General features: G+C 66.7%; 11 protein-coding genes. 7 read left to right on the top strand and 4 right to left on the bottom strand.

Going from position 1 to position 14,806, the window contains the following annotated elements:
* Window positions 1–12 precede the first annotated feature (12 nt).
* The 4 genes from QRM89_RS14985 to QRM89_RS14970 all read right to left on the bottom strand — a co-directional run bounded on the left by QRM89_RS14985 (window position 13) and on the right by QRM89_RS14970 (window position 4,625).
* Window positions 13–474: a bacteriohemerythrin gene (locus QRM89_RS14985; protein WP_285448356.1), complete on the bottom strand. Its 462-nt coding sequence runs from the start codon at window positions 472–474 to the stop codon at window positions 13–15.
* An 85-nt stretch (window positions 475–559) separates the two neighbouring features.
* Window positions 560–1,858 (bottom strand): diguanylate cyclase, encoded by a 1,299-nt coding sequence (locus QRM89_RS14980; RefSeq protein ID WP_012438097.1) that lies wholly within the window; start codon window positions 1,856–1,858, stop codon window positions 560–562.
* A 74-nt stretch (window positions 1,859–1,932) separates the two neighbouring features.
* The gene (locus QRM89_RS14975) at window positions 1,933–3,246 is read right to left on the bottom strand and encodes an FAD-binding oxidoreductase (RefSeq protein WP_285445821.1); all 1,314 of its coding nucleotides are present in this window, start codon (window positions 3,244–3,246) and stop codon (window positions 1,933–1,935) included.
* The gene (locus QRM89_RS14970) at window positions 3,246–4,625 is read right to left on the bottom strand and encodes a glutamine synthetase family protein (protein WP_285445820.1); all 1,380 of its coding nucleotides are present in this window, start codon (window positions 4,623–4,625) and stop codon (window positions 3,246–3,248) included. Before QRM89_RS14970 ends, QRM89_RS14975 begins: the two co-directional genes overlap by 1 nt.
* A 129-nt stretch (window positions 4,626–4,754) precedes the next feature.
* Between QRM89_RS14970 and QRM89_RS14965 the strand changes: the two genes are divergently transcribed.
* The 7 genes from QRM89_RS14965 to QRM89_RS14935 all read left to right on the top strand — a co-directional run bounded on the left by QRM89_RS14965 (window position 4,755) and on the right by QRM89_RS14935 (window position 14,745).
* Entirely contained in the window at window positions 4,755–5,510 is a 756-nt protein-coding gene (locus QRM89_RS14965) for a gamma-glutamyl-gamma-aminobutyrate hydrolase family protein (RefSeq protein ID WP_285448355.1), read from the top strand.
* Between the two features lie 6 nt (window positions 5,511–5,516).
* Window positions 5,517–6,902 carry a glutamine synthetase family protein gene (locus QRM89_RS14960; RefSeq protein ID WP_285448354.1) on the top strand — a complete coding sequence of 462 codons (1,386 nt, stop codon included), beginning with the start codon at window positions 5,517–5,519 and terminating at the stop codon, window positions 6,900–6,902.
* A 660-nt stretch (window positions 6,903–7,562) separates the two neighbouring features.
* Window positions 7,563–8,930 carry an aspartate aminotransferase family protein gene (locus tag QRM89_RS14955; RefSeq protein ID WP_285448353.1) on the top strand — a complete coding sequence of 456 codons (1,368 nt, stop codon included), beginning with the start codon at window positions 7,563–7,565 and terminating at the stop codon, window positions 8,928–8,930.
* Window positions 8,931–9,146: 216 nt separating this feature from the next.
* Window positions 9,147–10,262: a polyamine ABC transporter substrate-binding protein gene (locus QRM89_RS14950; RefSeq protein WP_285448352.1), complete on the top strand. Its 1,116-nt coding sequence runs from the start codon at window positions 9,147–9,149 to the stop codon at window positions 10,260–10,262.
* Between the two features lie 202 nt (window positions 10,263–10,464).
* On the top strand, window positions 10,465–11,664 hold the full coding sequence (locus tag QRM89_RS14945; RefSeq protein ID WP_259174307.1) for an HlyD family secretion protein: 1,200 nt from the start codon (window positions 10,465–10,467) through the stop codon (window positions 11,662–11,664).
* Window positions 11,661–13,247, top strand: a complete 1,587-nt coding sequence (locus QRM89_RS14940) for an MDR family MFS transporter (RefSeq protein WP_012438104.1) — start codon at window positions 11,661–11,663, stop codon at window positions 13,245–13,247. The genes QRM89_RS14945 and QRM89_RS14940 overlap by 4 nt, the downstream gene beginning before the upstream one ends.
* Window positions 13,248–13,251: 4 nt before the next feature.
* Window positions 13,252–14,745: an efflux transporter outer membrane subunit gene (locus tag QRM89_RS14935; RefSeq protein WP_285448376.1), complete on the top strand. Its 1,494-nt coding sequence runs from the start codon at window positions 13,252–13,254 to the stop codon at window positions 14,743–14,745.
* Window positions 14,746–14,806 lie beyond the last annotated feature (61 nt).

Here is a 14,806-nt window from a genome sequence, read left to right as displayed (position 1 = left end):
CCACGCGATACATCAGCGAAACAAGCGCTTGAGCGTCCGTCCCAGCCAGCTGCCGTGTTGATGGGTGCGGCTGAATTGATCCAGGTGCGCGATCACCTGTGGGGCGTAGGCCTGGTCGTCGCCGCGGATGTGGTTGAACAACCAGCGCGAGAGCATGTTGCGGAGTTCGTCGCTGATATCTTCGCCCGCCTGGAAACGCAGGCGATAGTCGCCAACGCGCTTGGCGAACACCGCGTGCACGCGCTGGTGGGCGTGGCTGAAGGGGTAGCCGGCTTCTTCCATCAGCTCCTCTTCGAAGGCGAAATGCGACAACGTGTAGTCGATCAATTCGTCGATCACGTCCGACACCGCCGACCGCTGCAGGCTGGTCTGCGCTACCTGCAGGTGATTGATCATCTCCACGATGCGGCGGTGTTGGTGATCGATCACCTCGATCCCGGTGTTGAGGTCGTCCTGCCAGATCAGCAGTGCCATCGATATGCCTTGCCCAATGCGATGGGCGCACGATAGCCACCACGCGCGCGTGGCGCGTTGATCTGGATCAAGCCAGCGCTGCGGCTCAGCTGGCCAGGCGCACCTGGTTGCGGCCGCCGGCCTTGGCCAGGTAGAGGTATTTGTCTGCTTCGCCCAGCAGGTGATGCAGCGACTGGTCGCGCTGGGTGGCGATGCACACGCCGATGCTCACGGTCATGCTCAGCGTCTCGTCGCCGATACGCACGCGCAGGGCGCTGATGCGCTCGCGCAAGGTTTCGAAATAACTCGTGGCATTGGCGGCATCCAGCCCCGGAACCAGCAGGCAGAATTCTTCGCCGCCGAAGCGGGCCACCAGATCCTGCGGGCGGGCGTGCCCGGACACCGAGGCTGCCACCGCACGCAGCGCCTGGTCGCCGGCTTCATGGCCCCAGGTGTCGTTGATGTGCTTGAAGTGATCGATATCCAGCATCGCCGCAGTGACGGTCTGGTCTTCCGAGAGCAACTTGGGGATCACCCGCTGGCTCTGCTCCAGGAAGTAGCGCCGGTTGGGCAGGCCGGTGAGGAAGTCACGGGTGGCCAGGTCCTGCAGCGTGCCAATCAGCTCCAGCTGGTCCACGTTCTGCGAGACGCGGCAGAAGAATTCTTCGCGCGAGAACGGCTTGCGTAGAAAGTCGTTGGCGCCGTTCTTGAGAAAACGCGGGATCAGCGACGAATCGCTGTTGCCGGAGATGCCGATCACCGCCACCTTGTCGCGCGAGCGGATCGCACGCAGCCGGCGGGTGAATTCCACCCCTTCCATGCCGGGCATTTCCTGGTCGACGATGGTCAGGCGGATGCCGGGGTCGCGTTCGATCGCCTGCAGGCCGGCAGCACCGTCGGCAGCCAGCACCACGCGGTAGCCATACATCGACAACAACGCCGCAGCATAGGTGCGTGCAGACAACGAGTCGTCCACCACCAGCGCGCCGATGCGCCGGTTGCGCTCCAGGCGCTGCACCAGCCAGGCCAGGTATTCGATGCTGCCTGGCGCGTTCTTGAGCACGTAATCGATGATCTGCTGCTGCAGCACGCGCTGGCGCAGGTCTTCGTCGTAGACGCCACTGACCACCACGGTGGGCAGGTTGCGCGAGAGGAAGAACTCCACCACCTTGTCGCGGTCGCCGTCCACCAGCACCAGTCCGGTCAGGACCAGGAACCAGCCACTTTCTTCGTCCAGCACGCGCGCGGCTTCGGCCAGGGTCGATACGACCGTGACCGGCAGCTCCACGCGTTGCTCGATGGCCTCGCGCAGCATGCTGGTGAACGTGCGCGAGTTCTCCACCAGCAGCACGCGCTGCGGCAAGACTTCGCTTTCACTGTTGCGATGTAGGGTGCCTGGGGACATCGGTCAGCCGTCTGGATCGAACCGTCAGGTCAGCTAACGGCTCGGTTCGGCAGAACTTGAGCACTGCGTCGCACTCACCACAGCGCGTCGCGCAGCCGGTACCAGCTCATCGCGGCCACCAGCAGCGGGGTGCGCAGCAACCGGCCGCCGGGAAAGGGCGCGTGCGGAATGCGGGCGAACACGTCCAGGCGCTGGCTCTGGCCGGTGATGGCCTCGGCGATGACCTCGCCGGCCAGCCCGGTGGCCGCTACCCCGTGGCCGGAAAAGCCCTGTGCGAAATACAGGTTCGGGGCCAGCCGGCCCCAGTGCGGCGCCCGGTTGGCCGAGATGTCCACGTAGCCGCCCCAGACCGTTTCCAGCCGCACGTCGCGCAGTTGCGGGAATACGGTGTGCATGCGGCGGGTCATCAGCCGCGCCAGCCCCGGCGGGGGCAGCGACGAATAGCTGGCCCGCCCGCCGAACAGCAGCCGGTGGTCGGCACTGAGACGGTAGTAGTCCAGGGCCCAGTTGGTGTCGGCCACTGCCATGTCGTTGCGGATCAGGTTGCGGGCCCGCTCGGCGCCCAGCGGCGGGGTGGCACCGACGTAGGTGCCCACCGGCATGATGCGGCGCTCCAGCGGTGCGGCGACGCCGCGCAGCAGCGCGTTGCCGGCAAGCACGCCAAACTCCGCCGAGATGCTGCCCTGGTCGGTGTGCAGCACGATCCGCTCGCCCTGTTGCACCCGCGTCACCGCGCTGTGCTCGTAGATGCGCACGCCGGCGGCCAGCGCTGCGCGCGCCAGCCCCAGCGCATAGGCCAGCGGCTGCAGGTGGCCGCTGGCCGGGTCGAACATGGCGCCGAGATAGAGCGGGCTGTCCAGCTCCGCGCGCAGCTGGCTGCGGTCCCACCACTGCAGTGGATAGTCATAGCGTTCGGCCATGCGCACGATGCCGCGCTGCAGGGCCTGCACCTGGCGTGGCTTCAATGGCACGTGCGCGTGGCCGTCGCGCCAGTCGCAGGCAATGCCGTGGCGCGCGATGCGTTCGCGCAGCAGCCGCATGCCATCGCGCGAATAGTCGAACAGCAGGCGTGCATCGCTGTCGCCGATGAGCGCTTCCAGCGTGTCCTGTTCGCAGCCATAGCCCACGATGGCCTGGCCGCCGTTGCGCCCCGAGGCACCCCAGCCAACACGCCGGGCCTCCAGCACGGTGACCTGGTAGCCGGCCTCGGCCAGCGCCAGCGCCGCGGTGAGCCCGGTGTAGCCGGCGCCGAGCACGCAGACATCGCTTCGCTGCGCGCCGTGCAGCGGCGCCTGCGCAGGCAAGGGCGGCGTGCTGCGCGCATACCAGCTGTCGGGATACCCGTTGCCCGGTGCGTCAGTCGAGCCGGCGGGCAAGGCGGTGGCCATCAGACCGTCCGCAGATACCGGGCGTAGTCCAGGTCCGGCACCAGCGCCTGATAGTCGAGCAGCTCGCGCTGCTTCTGCTCGCCGAACACATGCTGGAACTGCGTGCCCAACTGGGCGGCGATGAAGTCGCTGCGCAGGAAAGCATCCACCGCGCCCTGCCAGGTGCGCGGGGTGAAGGTCGCCTGCGCGTAGGCGTTGCCCTGCACCGGGGCGGTGGGTTCGCCGGGGTGCTGCAAGCCGTCCAGCATCGCGGCCAACACGGCCGCCGCCACCAGGTAGGGGTTGGCATCGGCGCCGGCGATGCGGTGTTCGATACGGGTGTTGTGCGCGTCGCTGTGCGGGATGCGCAAGGCCACGGTGCGATTGTTGAAGCCCCAGCTGGCGTCCAGCGGCACGAACGCATTCGGCACGAAACGGCGGTAACTGTTGGCATGCGGCGCGAACAGCAGCAGCGATGCGTCCGCATGCCGTTGCAGCCCGGCAATGGCATGGCGCAGGGCGGCGGCCGGCGCATCCGCTGTGCCGTGCAGCACGTTGTGGCCCGCGGCATCGAGCAGGCTGACGTGCACGTGCAGCCCGCTGCCGGCCTGGCCGGCGAACGGCTTGGCCATGAAACTGGCCAGCAGGTGTTGCTGCTGCGCGATCGCCTTGATGGTGCGCTTGAGCAGCAGCGCCTCGTCGCACGCGGCCACCGCATCGGCGCGGTGCTGCAGGTTGATCTCGAACTGCCCGGGCGCGTACTCGGCCACCGCGGTATCGGCCGGGATGCCCTGCTGCCGGCACGCCGCGGTGACGGCATCGGTAAAGTTGCGGTGGTCGTCCAGATCCTGCAATGCATACACCTGGGTGCTGGTGTTGCGTTCGCCGGTGTGTGCATCGCGCGGCGTCTGCGGGCGGCCCTGGGCATCGGCCATGGCGTCGAACAGGTAGAACTCCAGCTCCACGGCGATCACCGGCGTCAGGCCCAGCGCGGCGAACCCCTGCACCACACGTTGCAGCACCGCGCGCGGGGCGACCTCGAACAAGGCGCCGTCGGGCGTGTGCATCGCCAGCAACAGCTGCGCCATCGGCTGCGGCGCCCATGGCACCGGGCGGAGTGAGCCGGCGATCGGGCGGCAGATGCGATCGGCGTCGCCAATGGCGTAGCCCAGGCCGGTTTCTTCCACTGTATTGCCGGTGATGTCGGTGGCGATCAGCGACATCGGCAGGCACACGCCGTCGCGGTAGACCTTGTCGAGCGCCTCGCGGGTGACACGCTTGCCGCGCAACACGCCGTTGGTATCGGGCAGCAGCAGGTCCACCAGCGCACAGCCCTCGATCGCGGCCAGGGTGGCGGCATCGGTGCTGGGCAGGGACGCGACACGGGTTTCGGTTGCCATGGGCCACACCTGTGAAATCGCAGGCCAGCGTAGCAAAGCGGGCGTGAGCAGGCGCAGGAGTTGCGTGCGCACGGTGGCAATGCACCGGGCGGCGCGCTAAGTTCGAAGGACCGCCAGCGGAGTGCGTTGATGACCATGGTTCCCCTGGTCGGGTTGCCGACCGACCGCAGCCTGCACGGGCCGCATCCGTTCCTGGCAGCGGGCGAGAAGTACGTGCGCGCGGTGGTGGAGGCGGCTGGTGCACAGCCGGTGCTGTTGCCCAGCCTGCAACCGCCGCTGGATGCCGGCGCGTGGCTGCAGCGGCTCGACGGCCTGCTGTTGACCGGGGCGGTCAGCAATGTGGAACCGCATCACTACAGCGACGAACCCAGCTGGGAGGGCAACCCGCACGACCCCGCGCGCGATGCCACCAGCCTGGCCTTGATCCCGCAGGCACTGGCGCGCGGCCTGCCGGTGCTGGCCATCTGCCGCGGGCTGCAGGAGGTCAACGTGGCGCTCGGCGGGCGCCTGCACCAGCGCGTGCACGAGGTGCCGGGCCTGGCGGACCATCGCGAAGACCGCAGCGTGCCGCTGGACACCCAATACGGCCCCGCGCACCCGGTGCAGCTGCAGCCGGGCGGTTGGCTGGCCGGCATGAGCGACACCGCGCAGGTGCAGGTGAACTCGCTGCATGGGCAAGGCATCGCCACGCTGGCCGCGGGGCTGGTGGTGGAGGCCACCGCGCCGGATGGCCTGATCGAGGCCTTTCGCGGCCCTGGCCCGGGGTTTCTGCTCGCGGTGCAGTGGCACCCGGAGTGGCGTGTCACACAGCATCCGTTCTACCGTGCCATCTTCCAGGCCTTTGGCGAGGCCTGTCGCCAGTACGCCGCCCAGCGCGGAAAGTGAGCTCGCATGTCTATCCGTACACGTTCGCGCAAGTCCACGCCCAAGCAGCCGGAGAGCGCGCTGCGCCGCTGGCTCAAGGAGCGCCACATCACCGAAGTGGAATGCCTGGTACCAGACATCACCGGCAATGCACGCGGCAAGATCATTCCGGCCGACAAGTTCTCCCACGACTACGGCACGCGCCTGCCCGAAGGCATCTTCGCCACCACGGTCACCGGCGATTTTCCGGACGATTACTACGCGCTGACCTCGCCGTCGGATTCGGACATGCACCTGCGCCCGGATGCCTCCACCGTGCGCATGGTGCCGTGGGCCGCGGACCCCACCGCGCAGGTCATCCACGATTGCTACACCAAGGACGGGCAGCCGCACGAACTGGCGCCGCGCAACGTGCTGCGCCGCGTGCTCGAGGCCTATGCAGAGGTCAGGTTGCAGCCGGTGGTGGCGCCGGAACTGGAATTTTTTCTGGTGCAGAAAAACACTGACCCGGATTTTCCGCTGCTGCCGCCGGCAGGGCGCTCCGGGCGCCCGGAAACCGCACGGCAGTCGTATTCGATCGATGCGGTGAACGAGTTCGACCCGATCCTGGATCTGATGTACGACTATTGCGATGCGATGGAGCTGGACGTGGATACCTTGATCCACGAATCCGGCGCCGCGCAGCTGGAAGTCAATTTCACCCACGCCGATGCGTTGTCGCGCGCCGACCAGGTGTTCCTGTTCAAGCGCACCATGCGCGAGGCGGCGCTGCGGCACGGGGTGTACGCCACGTTTCTGGCCAAACCGATGGAGACCGAGCCCGGCAGTGCGATGCATATCCACCAGAGCCTGTTGCATGCCGGCACCGGCAAGAACGTGTTCAGCGGCAAGCGCGAGGGTGGCTTCAGCGACACCTTTGCGCATTATCTGGGCGGGCTGCAGAAATACATTCCGATGGCGATGGGGCTGCTGGCGCCCAACGTCAATTCGTACCGGCGGCTGATGTTCGGCGAGGTCTCGCCAAGCAATGTGCTGTGGGGCTTCGACAACCGCACCTGCGGGTTGCGGGTGCCGATCGATGTGCCGCAGAACATGCGGGTGGAGAGCCGGTTTGCAGGCTCCGATGCCAACCCGTACCTGGCGATGGCGGCGACCTTGGCATGCGGGCTCTTGGGCATCCGCGAGAAGCTGGAGCCGACTGCGCCGATCAGCAGCAACGGCAAGGAGCAGGGCTACGATTTGCCGCGGTCGTTGGGGGAGGCGTTGGATGAGTTGGAGGGGTGTGAGGCGTTGAAGGAAATGTTGGGGCCGCGGTTTGTGCGGGCTTATATTTCTGTGAAGCGGAAAGAATACGAGACGTTTTTTCGGGTGATCAGTTCGTGGGAGCGGGAGTTCTTGTTGTTGAATGTGTGAGGTTGATGGTTGCTCGATTTGGTGAGTTGAGCGCAATTGTCCTGCGTTTCCGTGTTGCGGGTTCCGTGCTTGTTTGTGCTTTTCTTAGCGTGCGGCTTGGGGGCTCTTGCGAAGCGAGAAGCAGGGCTTTCACGCCCTTCGGGCGCGAGTCACTTTTCTTTGCTTGTGCAAAGAAAAGTAACCAAAAGAAAGCACACCCCGTCCTCGCGCCCGGCGCGCTGCGCGCGACGGGTGCGCAAGTCCGGCAGAAATTTTTGTAAGGGACATCCATGTCCCTTACAAAAACGTCGCGCATCCATGCGCGCCGCCCTGCGGGTTGTATCTGCCAGCCTTGCCGCTGCGGTATGGGGCCCCGGAAGAGCGTGAGCAGAGCAAGGCAGGGCAAAGCGCAGAGCAAGCAGAGCGCAGCAGCGGCACAGAGCAAAGCAAAGCAAAGCAAGGCAAAGCAAGGCAAAGCAAGGCAAAGCAAAGCAAGGCAAAGCAAGGCAAAGCAAAGCAAGGCAAGGCAAGGCAAGGCAAGGCAAGGCAAGGCAAGGCAAGGCAAGGCAAGGCTAGGCTAGGCTAGGTAGTTCTTGTGTCGCCATGCATGCCTCTGCGCTCAGTCCACGGCATGGCAACAGTGCGCGGGTATGCTCGTTGTTTCTCATGTCGGAGCGGGTCGTGGATCCTTCTGTGCTCAGGTCCCTGCAGCAACTCGATGCTGCGCATCATCTGCATCCGTTCAATGACAACGCGGCACTGGCCTCCAAGGGCACGCGGATCCTGACGCGGGGCGAGGGGGTGTATGTGTGGGATGCGGACGGCAACAAGTTGCTGGATGCGTTTGCCGGGTTGTGGTGCGTCAACGTGGGCTATGGGCGGGCCGAGCTTGCGCAGGCGGCGGCGCGGCAGATGGAGCAGTTGGCGTACTACAACAGCTTCTTTCAATGCACCACCGAGCCCACCGTGCACCTGGCTGCCAAGTTGGCGGAGCTGGCGCCGGGCGATCTGAATCATGCGTTCTTTGCCAATTCCGGCTCGGAGGCCAACGACACCATCCTGCGGCTGGTGCGGCATTTCTGGGCGGTGCAGGGGCAGCCGCAGAAGCACATCTTCATCGGCCGCCACGATGGCTACCACGGCACCACCATGGGCGGGGCCAGTCTGGGCGGGATGCGCGGGATGCATCGGCAAGGCGGGTTGCCGATTCCGGGGATCGAGCACATCGCGCCACCCAATCATTTCGGCGAGGGTGGCGAGATGGACCCGGACGACTACGGTCTGCTCGCTGCGCGCCGGTTGGAAGAGAAGATCCTGCAGTTGGGGCCCGACACCGTGGCGGCCTTTATCGGTGAGCCGATCATGGGCGCGATCGGGGTCTACATCCCACCGCGCAGCTACTGGCCGGAAATCGAGCGCATCTGCCGGCGCTACGACGTACTGCTGGTGGCCGACGAGGTGATCTGCGGGTTCGGCCGCACCGGTGCCTGGTTCGGTGCGGAGTATTTCGGTTTCCAGCCCGATGTGATGACCCTGGCCAAGGGCATCACTTCAGGCTACATCCCGCTGGCCGCGGCGATGTTCAACGACCGCGTAGCCGGTGTGCTCAAGCGTCAGGGCGGTGAACTGGCGCACGGCGGTACGTATGCCGGGCATCCGGTATGCGCTGCGGTGGCGCTGGAAAACCTGGGGCTACTGCAGGACGAGGGCATCGTGGACACCGCACGCACGCAGATTGCGCCGTACCTGGCGCAGCGCTGGGCCGAACTGGGCGAGCACCGTCTGGTGGGCGAGGCGCGCATCGCCGGGCTGGTCGGTGCGCTGGAGCTGGTGCCCGACAAGCGCCGCCGTGGTGTGTACTTTCCGGAGCGCGGCCGCGTAGGCGCGCTGTGCCGCGACTTTGCCCTGCGGCGCGGGCTGATCCTGCGGGCCACTTACGATGCGATGCTGCTGTCGCCGCCGTTGATCATCACCTGCGAACAGGTCGATGAGCTGTTCGACAAAACCTGGGCCGCGCTGGACGATACCGCGCAGGCGTTGGGCAAGTAAGCGCGGCGGCGGGCCTCGCGCCGCCGAGCTGCGCAGCCACGACGCAGCAAGCGCCACCGCCGCAGTGAGCTTTGCCGTCTCCGACGCTGCAGCGCATCGCAGCCGTCCACCGCCGCCCAGAGGCCGCACGCTGTGCAAACCCGGACGCGGTGGGTAGGCTGGGCGCAGACCGGCCGCGATGCCGGGCCGCCCCACCGCGCTGCCCTGGAGACCCACATGACGCTGCGACTGCTCGCCCTGACACTGTCCATCACCCTGTTGTCCGGCTGTGGCGGCGGTGGCGCCCCGGGCAAGACCGATGCACAGGCCAAGGTGCTCAACGTCTACAACTACTCCGACTACATCGCCGAAGACACCATCCCCGCGTTCGAAAAGAGCACCGGCATCAAGGTCACCTACGACGTGTTCGACAGCGACGAAATGGTGGAAACCAAACTGCTGGCCGGCGGCAGCGACTACGACGTGGTGGTGCCCACGCTCAACTTCTTTGGCCGCCAGATCCAGGCCGGCGTGTTCCTGCCGCTGGATAAAAGCAAGATTCCAAACCTGGCCAATCTCGACCCGGACATCATGCGCCGCATCGCCGCGCAGGACCCCGGCAACACCTATGGCGTGCCGTACATGATCGGTACCACCGGCATCGGCTACAACGTCGACAAGCTCAAGGCGGCGTTTGGCAACACCGAGATCGCCAACAGCTGGGACCTGATCTTCAAGCCGGAGAACCTGTCCAAGCTCAAGGACTGCGGGGTCACCATTCTCGATACGCCCTCGGACATGATTCCGATCGCGCTGAACTACCTGGGCCTGGATCCGCACAGCACAGCGCCGGCCGAGATCGAAAAAGCCGCCGCGCTGATCAAGACCATCCGCCCCTACGTGCAGAACTTCCACTCCAGCCAGTACGTGACCTCGCTGGCCAATGGCAACACCTGTCTGGCGGTGGGCTGGTCGGGCGACATCATCCAGGCCCGCGACCGCGCGGCCGAAGCCGGCAACACCGTCAAGGTGGCGTATTCCATCCCGAAGGAAGGCGCACCGCAGTGGTTCGACATGCTGGCGATCCCCAAGGATGCCAAACACCCGGAAAACGCTTACGCCTTCATCAACTATCTGCTGACGCCCAAGGTGGCGGCCGCCAACAGCAATTTCATCCACTACGCCAATCCGGTCAGCGCCGCCACGCCGCTGGTGGATGCGGCCATCCGCAACGACCCCACCATCTACCCGCCGCCGGAGCTGACCGCCCGGATGTTCACTTACGCGATCAATCCACCCGAGGTGGACCGCCTGTACACGCGGCTGTGGACCGAGATCAAGACGGGGCGCTGACGCAGGCTCCCTCACATGCCTTGTGCGGCCCGTGCGAGGGCAGGACTAATAAAGTGCCAATGAGTCACAGCGGGGGCTGACCGGGTCATCACGCAATCTGTACTGGGCGGTTCAAATAATTGTATGGTTGCGCCGCCTCGCCGGGCCCGTTGATGCGGGCATGCCAGCGCGCGCGCCCAGCCCACGACACAGGACGCCCCCTTTGAGCAACCACGACCAGCAGTCCACCGATGGCCAGTCCACAGCAGCGGACGGGCAGGGCAATGCGTCCGGCGACGACGACGCCAAGAAGCCCTCGCCGCTGAAGAATCCCAAGGTGAAGTGGACGCTGATCATCGTCGGCGTGCTGGTGGTGGTGCTGCTGGTGATCTGGCTGGCCTACTACCTGATCAAGGGCCGCTACATGCAGGACACCAACAACGCCTACCTGCAGGCGGACTCGGTGGCGGTGGCCCCGCGCGTCAGCGGCTATGTCACTCAGGTGATGGTGGGCGACAACCAGATTGTCGACGCCGGCCAGCCGCTGCTGCAGATCGACGACCGCACCTACCAGGCCACGCTGCAACAGGCCGAAGCCGCGATCGCCGCGCGTGAAGCCGACATCGCCGCCGCCACCGCCAATGTGGCCGCGCAGGAATCGTCGCTGGTGCAGGCGCGCACCCAGGTGGCCTCGGCCGCGGCAAGCCTGCGCTTTGCCCAGGCCGAAGTGAAGCGCTTCGCGCCGCTGGCCGCCTCCGGCGCCGACACCCACGAACACCAGGAAAGCCTGCAGCACGATCTGGAGCGCGCCCGCGCCCAGTACGAGGCCGCACAGGCGCAGGCCAAGGGGGCGCAGAGCCAGATCCAGGCCAGCAGTGCCCAGCTGGAGCAGGCCAAGGCCGGGGTGAAACAGGCCACCGCCGATGCAGACCAGGCGCGCGTGGCGGTGGAAGACACCCGCCTGACCAGCCGTATCCACGGCCGGGTTGGCGACAAGACCGTGCAGGTGGGGCAGTTCCTCGCCGCCGGCACCCGCACCATGACCATCGTGCCGCAGCAGTCGCTGTACCTAGTGGCCAACTTCAAGGAAACCCAGGTCGGGCTGATGCGCCCGGGCCAGCCGGCCGAGATCGAGGTCGACGCGCTGTCGGGCGTGAAGCTGCACGGCAAGGTGGAAAGCCTGTCGCCTGGCACCGGGTCGCAGTTCGCGTTGTTGCCGCCGGAGAATGCCACCGGCAACTTCACCAAGGTGGTGCAGCGCGTGCCGGTGCGCATCCGCGTGCTGGCCGGTGAGGAAGCGCGCAAGGTGCTGGTGCCTGGCATGTCGGTGGAGGTCACCGTGGATACGCGCTCGGCCAAGGACGCCAAGCAGCGCGCCGAGGAGGAATCGGACCGCGTGCAGGCGCAGGAGCGCGCGCGATGAATGCCGCGGCGGCCACCGGCGAGCGTGCCGGCGGCAGCGCCGGACGCGAGAAAGCCGAACCGGGCGCGTGGCTGGCGGTACTGGCCGGCACCATCGGCTCGTTCATGGCCACGCTGGACATCTCCATCGTCAACGCCGCGCTGCCCACCATCCAGGGCGAAGTAGGCGCCAGCGGCACCGAGGGCACCTGGATCTCCACCGCCTACCTGGTGGCGGAAATCATCATGATCCCGCTCACCGGCTGGTTCGTGCGCACGCTGGGCCTGCGCAACTTCCTGCTGATCTGCGCGGTGATGTTCACTGCTTTCTCGGTGGTCTGCGGGCTGTCCACCTCGCTGACCATGATGATCATCGGGCGCGTGGGCCAAGGCCTGGCCGGCGGTGCGTTGATCCCTACCGCGCTGACCATCGTCGCCACGCGCTTGCCGCCCAGCCAGCAGACCATGGGTACCGCCTTGTTCGGCATGACCGTGATCATGGGCCCGGTGATCGGCCCGCTGCTCGGTGGCTGGCTAACCGAAAACGTCAGCTGGCACTACGCGTTTTTCATCAACGTGCCGATCTGCGTGGGCTTGGTGGCGCTGTTGCTGCTCGGGCTCAAGCACGAAAAAGGCAACTGGGCCGGCCTGCTGGATGCGGACTGGCTGGGCATCTACGGGCTTACCGCCGGCCTGGGCGGGCTCACCGTGGTGCTGGAAGAAGGCCAGCGCGAGCGCTGGTTCGAATCCAGCGAAATCAACACGCTCAGCGTATTCGCGCTGAGCGGATTTTTGGCGCTGGTGATCTCGCAGTTTCGTCAGCGTGCACCGGTGATCCGGTTGTCGCTGCTGCTGCATCGCAGCTTCGGCGCGGTGTTCATCATGATCATGGCGGTGGGCATGATCCTGTTCGGGGTCATGTACATGATCCCGCAGTTCCTCTCGGTGATCTCCGGCTACAACACCGAACAGGCCGGCTATGTGTTGCTGCTCTCCGGCCTGCCCACGGTGTTGTTGATGCCGATGATGCCCAAGCTGCTGGAGGTGGTGGACGTGCGCATCCTGGTGATCGCCGGGCTGCTGTGTTTTGCCGCGGCGTGCTTCGTCAACCTGTCGCTGACCGCCGACACCGTGGGCATGCATTTTGTCGCCGGGCAGTTGTTGCAGGGCTGCGGCCTGGCGCTGGCGATGATGTCGCTCAACCAGGCGGCCATCTCCTCGGTGCCGCCCGAGCTGGCCGGCGATGCGTCCGGCCTGTTCAACGCCGGCCGCAACCTCGGCGGCTCGGTGGGACTGGCGCTGATCTCCACCTTCCAGGAGCGGCGCATGACCTTCCACACCGAGACCATCGGCAGCGCCGTCACTGCAAACGCCAGCCGCGCGCAGGATTTCCTGGCCGGGTTGAACGCGCAGATGCAGGGCAGCGCCGGTGGCGAGGCGGCGATTCGTGCGGTTGCCCAACTTGCGCGCCTGGTGCAACAGCAGGCGCTCGTGATGACCTATAGCGACCTGTTCTGGATCTTTGGCGTGATCGTGGTCTGCACGATTCCGCTGGCCTTTTTGCTCAAGCCGTTACCCAAGGGGACGCACCTTGCAATGCACTGATTCCCTGCGCCTGGCGCGTATGCCGCTGGCGGCAGCGCTGGCCTCCCTGCTGCTGGGCGGCTGCATGCTCGGCCCCAACTACACCAAGCCGCCCGCGGTGGCCGAAACCGCCGTGCAGGCGCCCACGCTGCATCGCGCCAGTGCGGCCGACGTGGTCGCCGCTGCACCACTGAATCACTGGTGGGAAGACCTGCACGATGCGCAGCTGACCCAGCTAGTCACTCAGGCCCTGGCCGACAGCCCCAACCTGCGCGCGGCGCAGGCGCGTCTGCGCGCCAATCGGGCGCTGGCCAACCAGCGCCGTGCCGAGCGGCTGCCCAAGCTCAACGCCAGTGCGCTGTACGCCTACGCCGAGCCGCCGCAGACCATCGTCGACACCCTGGGCGGGCTGCAGAACGGCCAGCAGGGTCAGCCCCCGGCGCAAGGCAGCCAGGCGCTGAACCTGGAAAAGACCGAGCTCTACACCGCCGGCTTCGATGCCAGCTGGGAGCTGGACCTGTTCGGCCGCCGCCGCCGCGCCGCCGAAGGTGCGCTGGCCCAGGCGCAGGCCTCCGAAGCCGAACTGGCCGATGCGCAGGTGCAGCTCGCTGCCGAAGTGGGGCAGGTGTATGTCAACTATCGCGGGTTGCAGGCGCGCCTGGCGATTGCCGACAGCAACCTGGACAAGATCCGTCAGTCGCTGACCCTGGTGCAGCAGCGCCGCGGCCAGGGTGCCGCCTCGGACCTGCAGGTCGAGCAGATCGCCACCCAGGTGCAGCAGCAGGAGGCCCAGCGCCTGCCGCTGCAGATGCAGCAACAGGAAGCGCTGGACCAGCTGGCGTTGATGGTCGGCCGCGAGCCGGGCGCGCTGGATGCGCAGCTTGCCGCACCGCAACCGCTGCCGATGCTGCCCACCCAGGTGCGCGTGGACGATGCCGGTGCGTTGATCCGTCGGCGCCCGGACGTGCGCAAGGCCGAGCGCGAGCTGGCCGCGTCCAGCGCGCAGATCGGCGAGGCCTTGAATGGCTACTTCCCGCAGGTCAGCCTGCTTGGCGGCCTGAGCTGGGTGGCCGGCTCGCCCAGCGATTTCAATTCCGATGCGCTGACCAAGCTGGCAGTGCCGATGCTGCGCTGGTCGATCTTCGACTTCGGCCGCACCCGCGCGCAGGTCGAACAGGCGCGTGCCGGCAATGCCGGGCGCGAGGCCGCCTATGAAGGCGCGGTGCTGGCGGCGCTGCAGGACGCCAACACCGCACTGTCGCGGTTTGGCTCGGCACGCCAGCAGTTGGTGGTGGCGCGTCAGGCCGAGGCCTCGGCCACGCGCTCTGCCGGGCTCATGCAGCAGCGCCGCGATGCCGGTGCCACCTCCAGCATCGACCTGCTCGATGTGCAGCGCCAGCAGTTGTCCGCGCAGGACGCCGCCGCGCAGGCGCAGGTGCAATTGCTGGTGTATTACGTGGCGCTGCAGAAGAGCCTGGGCCTGGGCTGGAGCGAGCCGCCGCAGGCCGCCGCCCGCTAGCGCCACGCGTGTCGGCGCGCACTGCAGCGCCGGCACGCTTTTGCCATGATGCGTGCACGGC

It is taken from the genome of Xanthomonas sp. LMC-A-07 (genome assembly GCF_030208825.1).
GTDB lineage: Bacteria > Pseudomonadota > Gammaproteobacteria > Xanthomonadales > Xanthomonadaceae > Xanthomonas > Xanthomonas campestris.
This window is presented reverse-complemented; position numbering and strand designations above follow the sequence as displayed.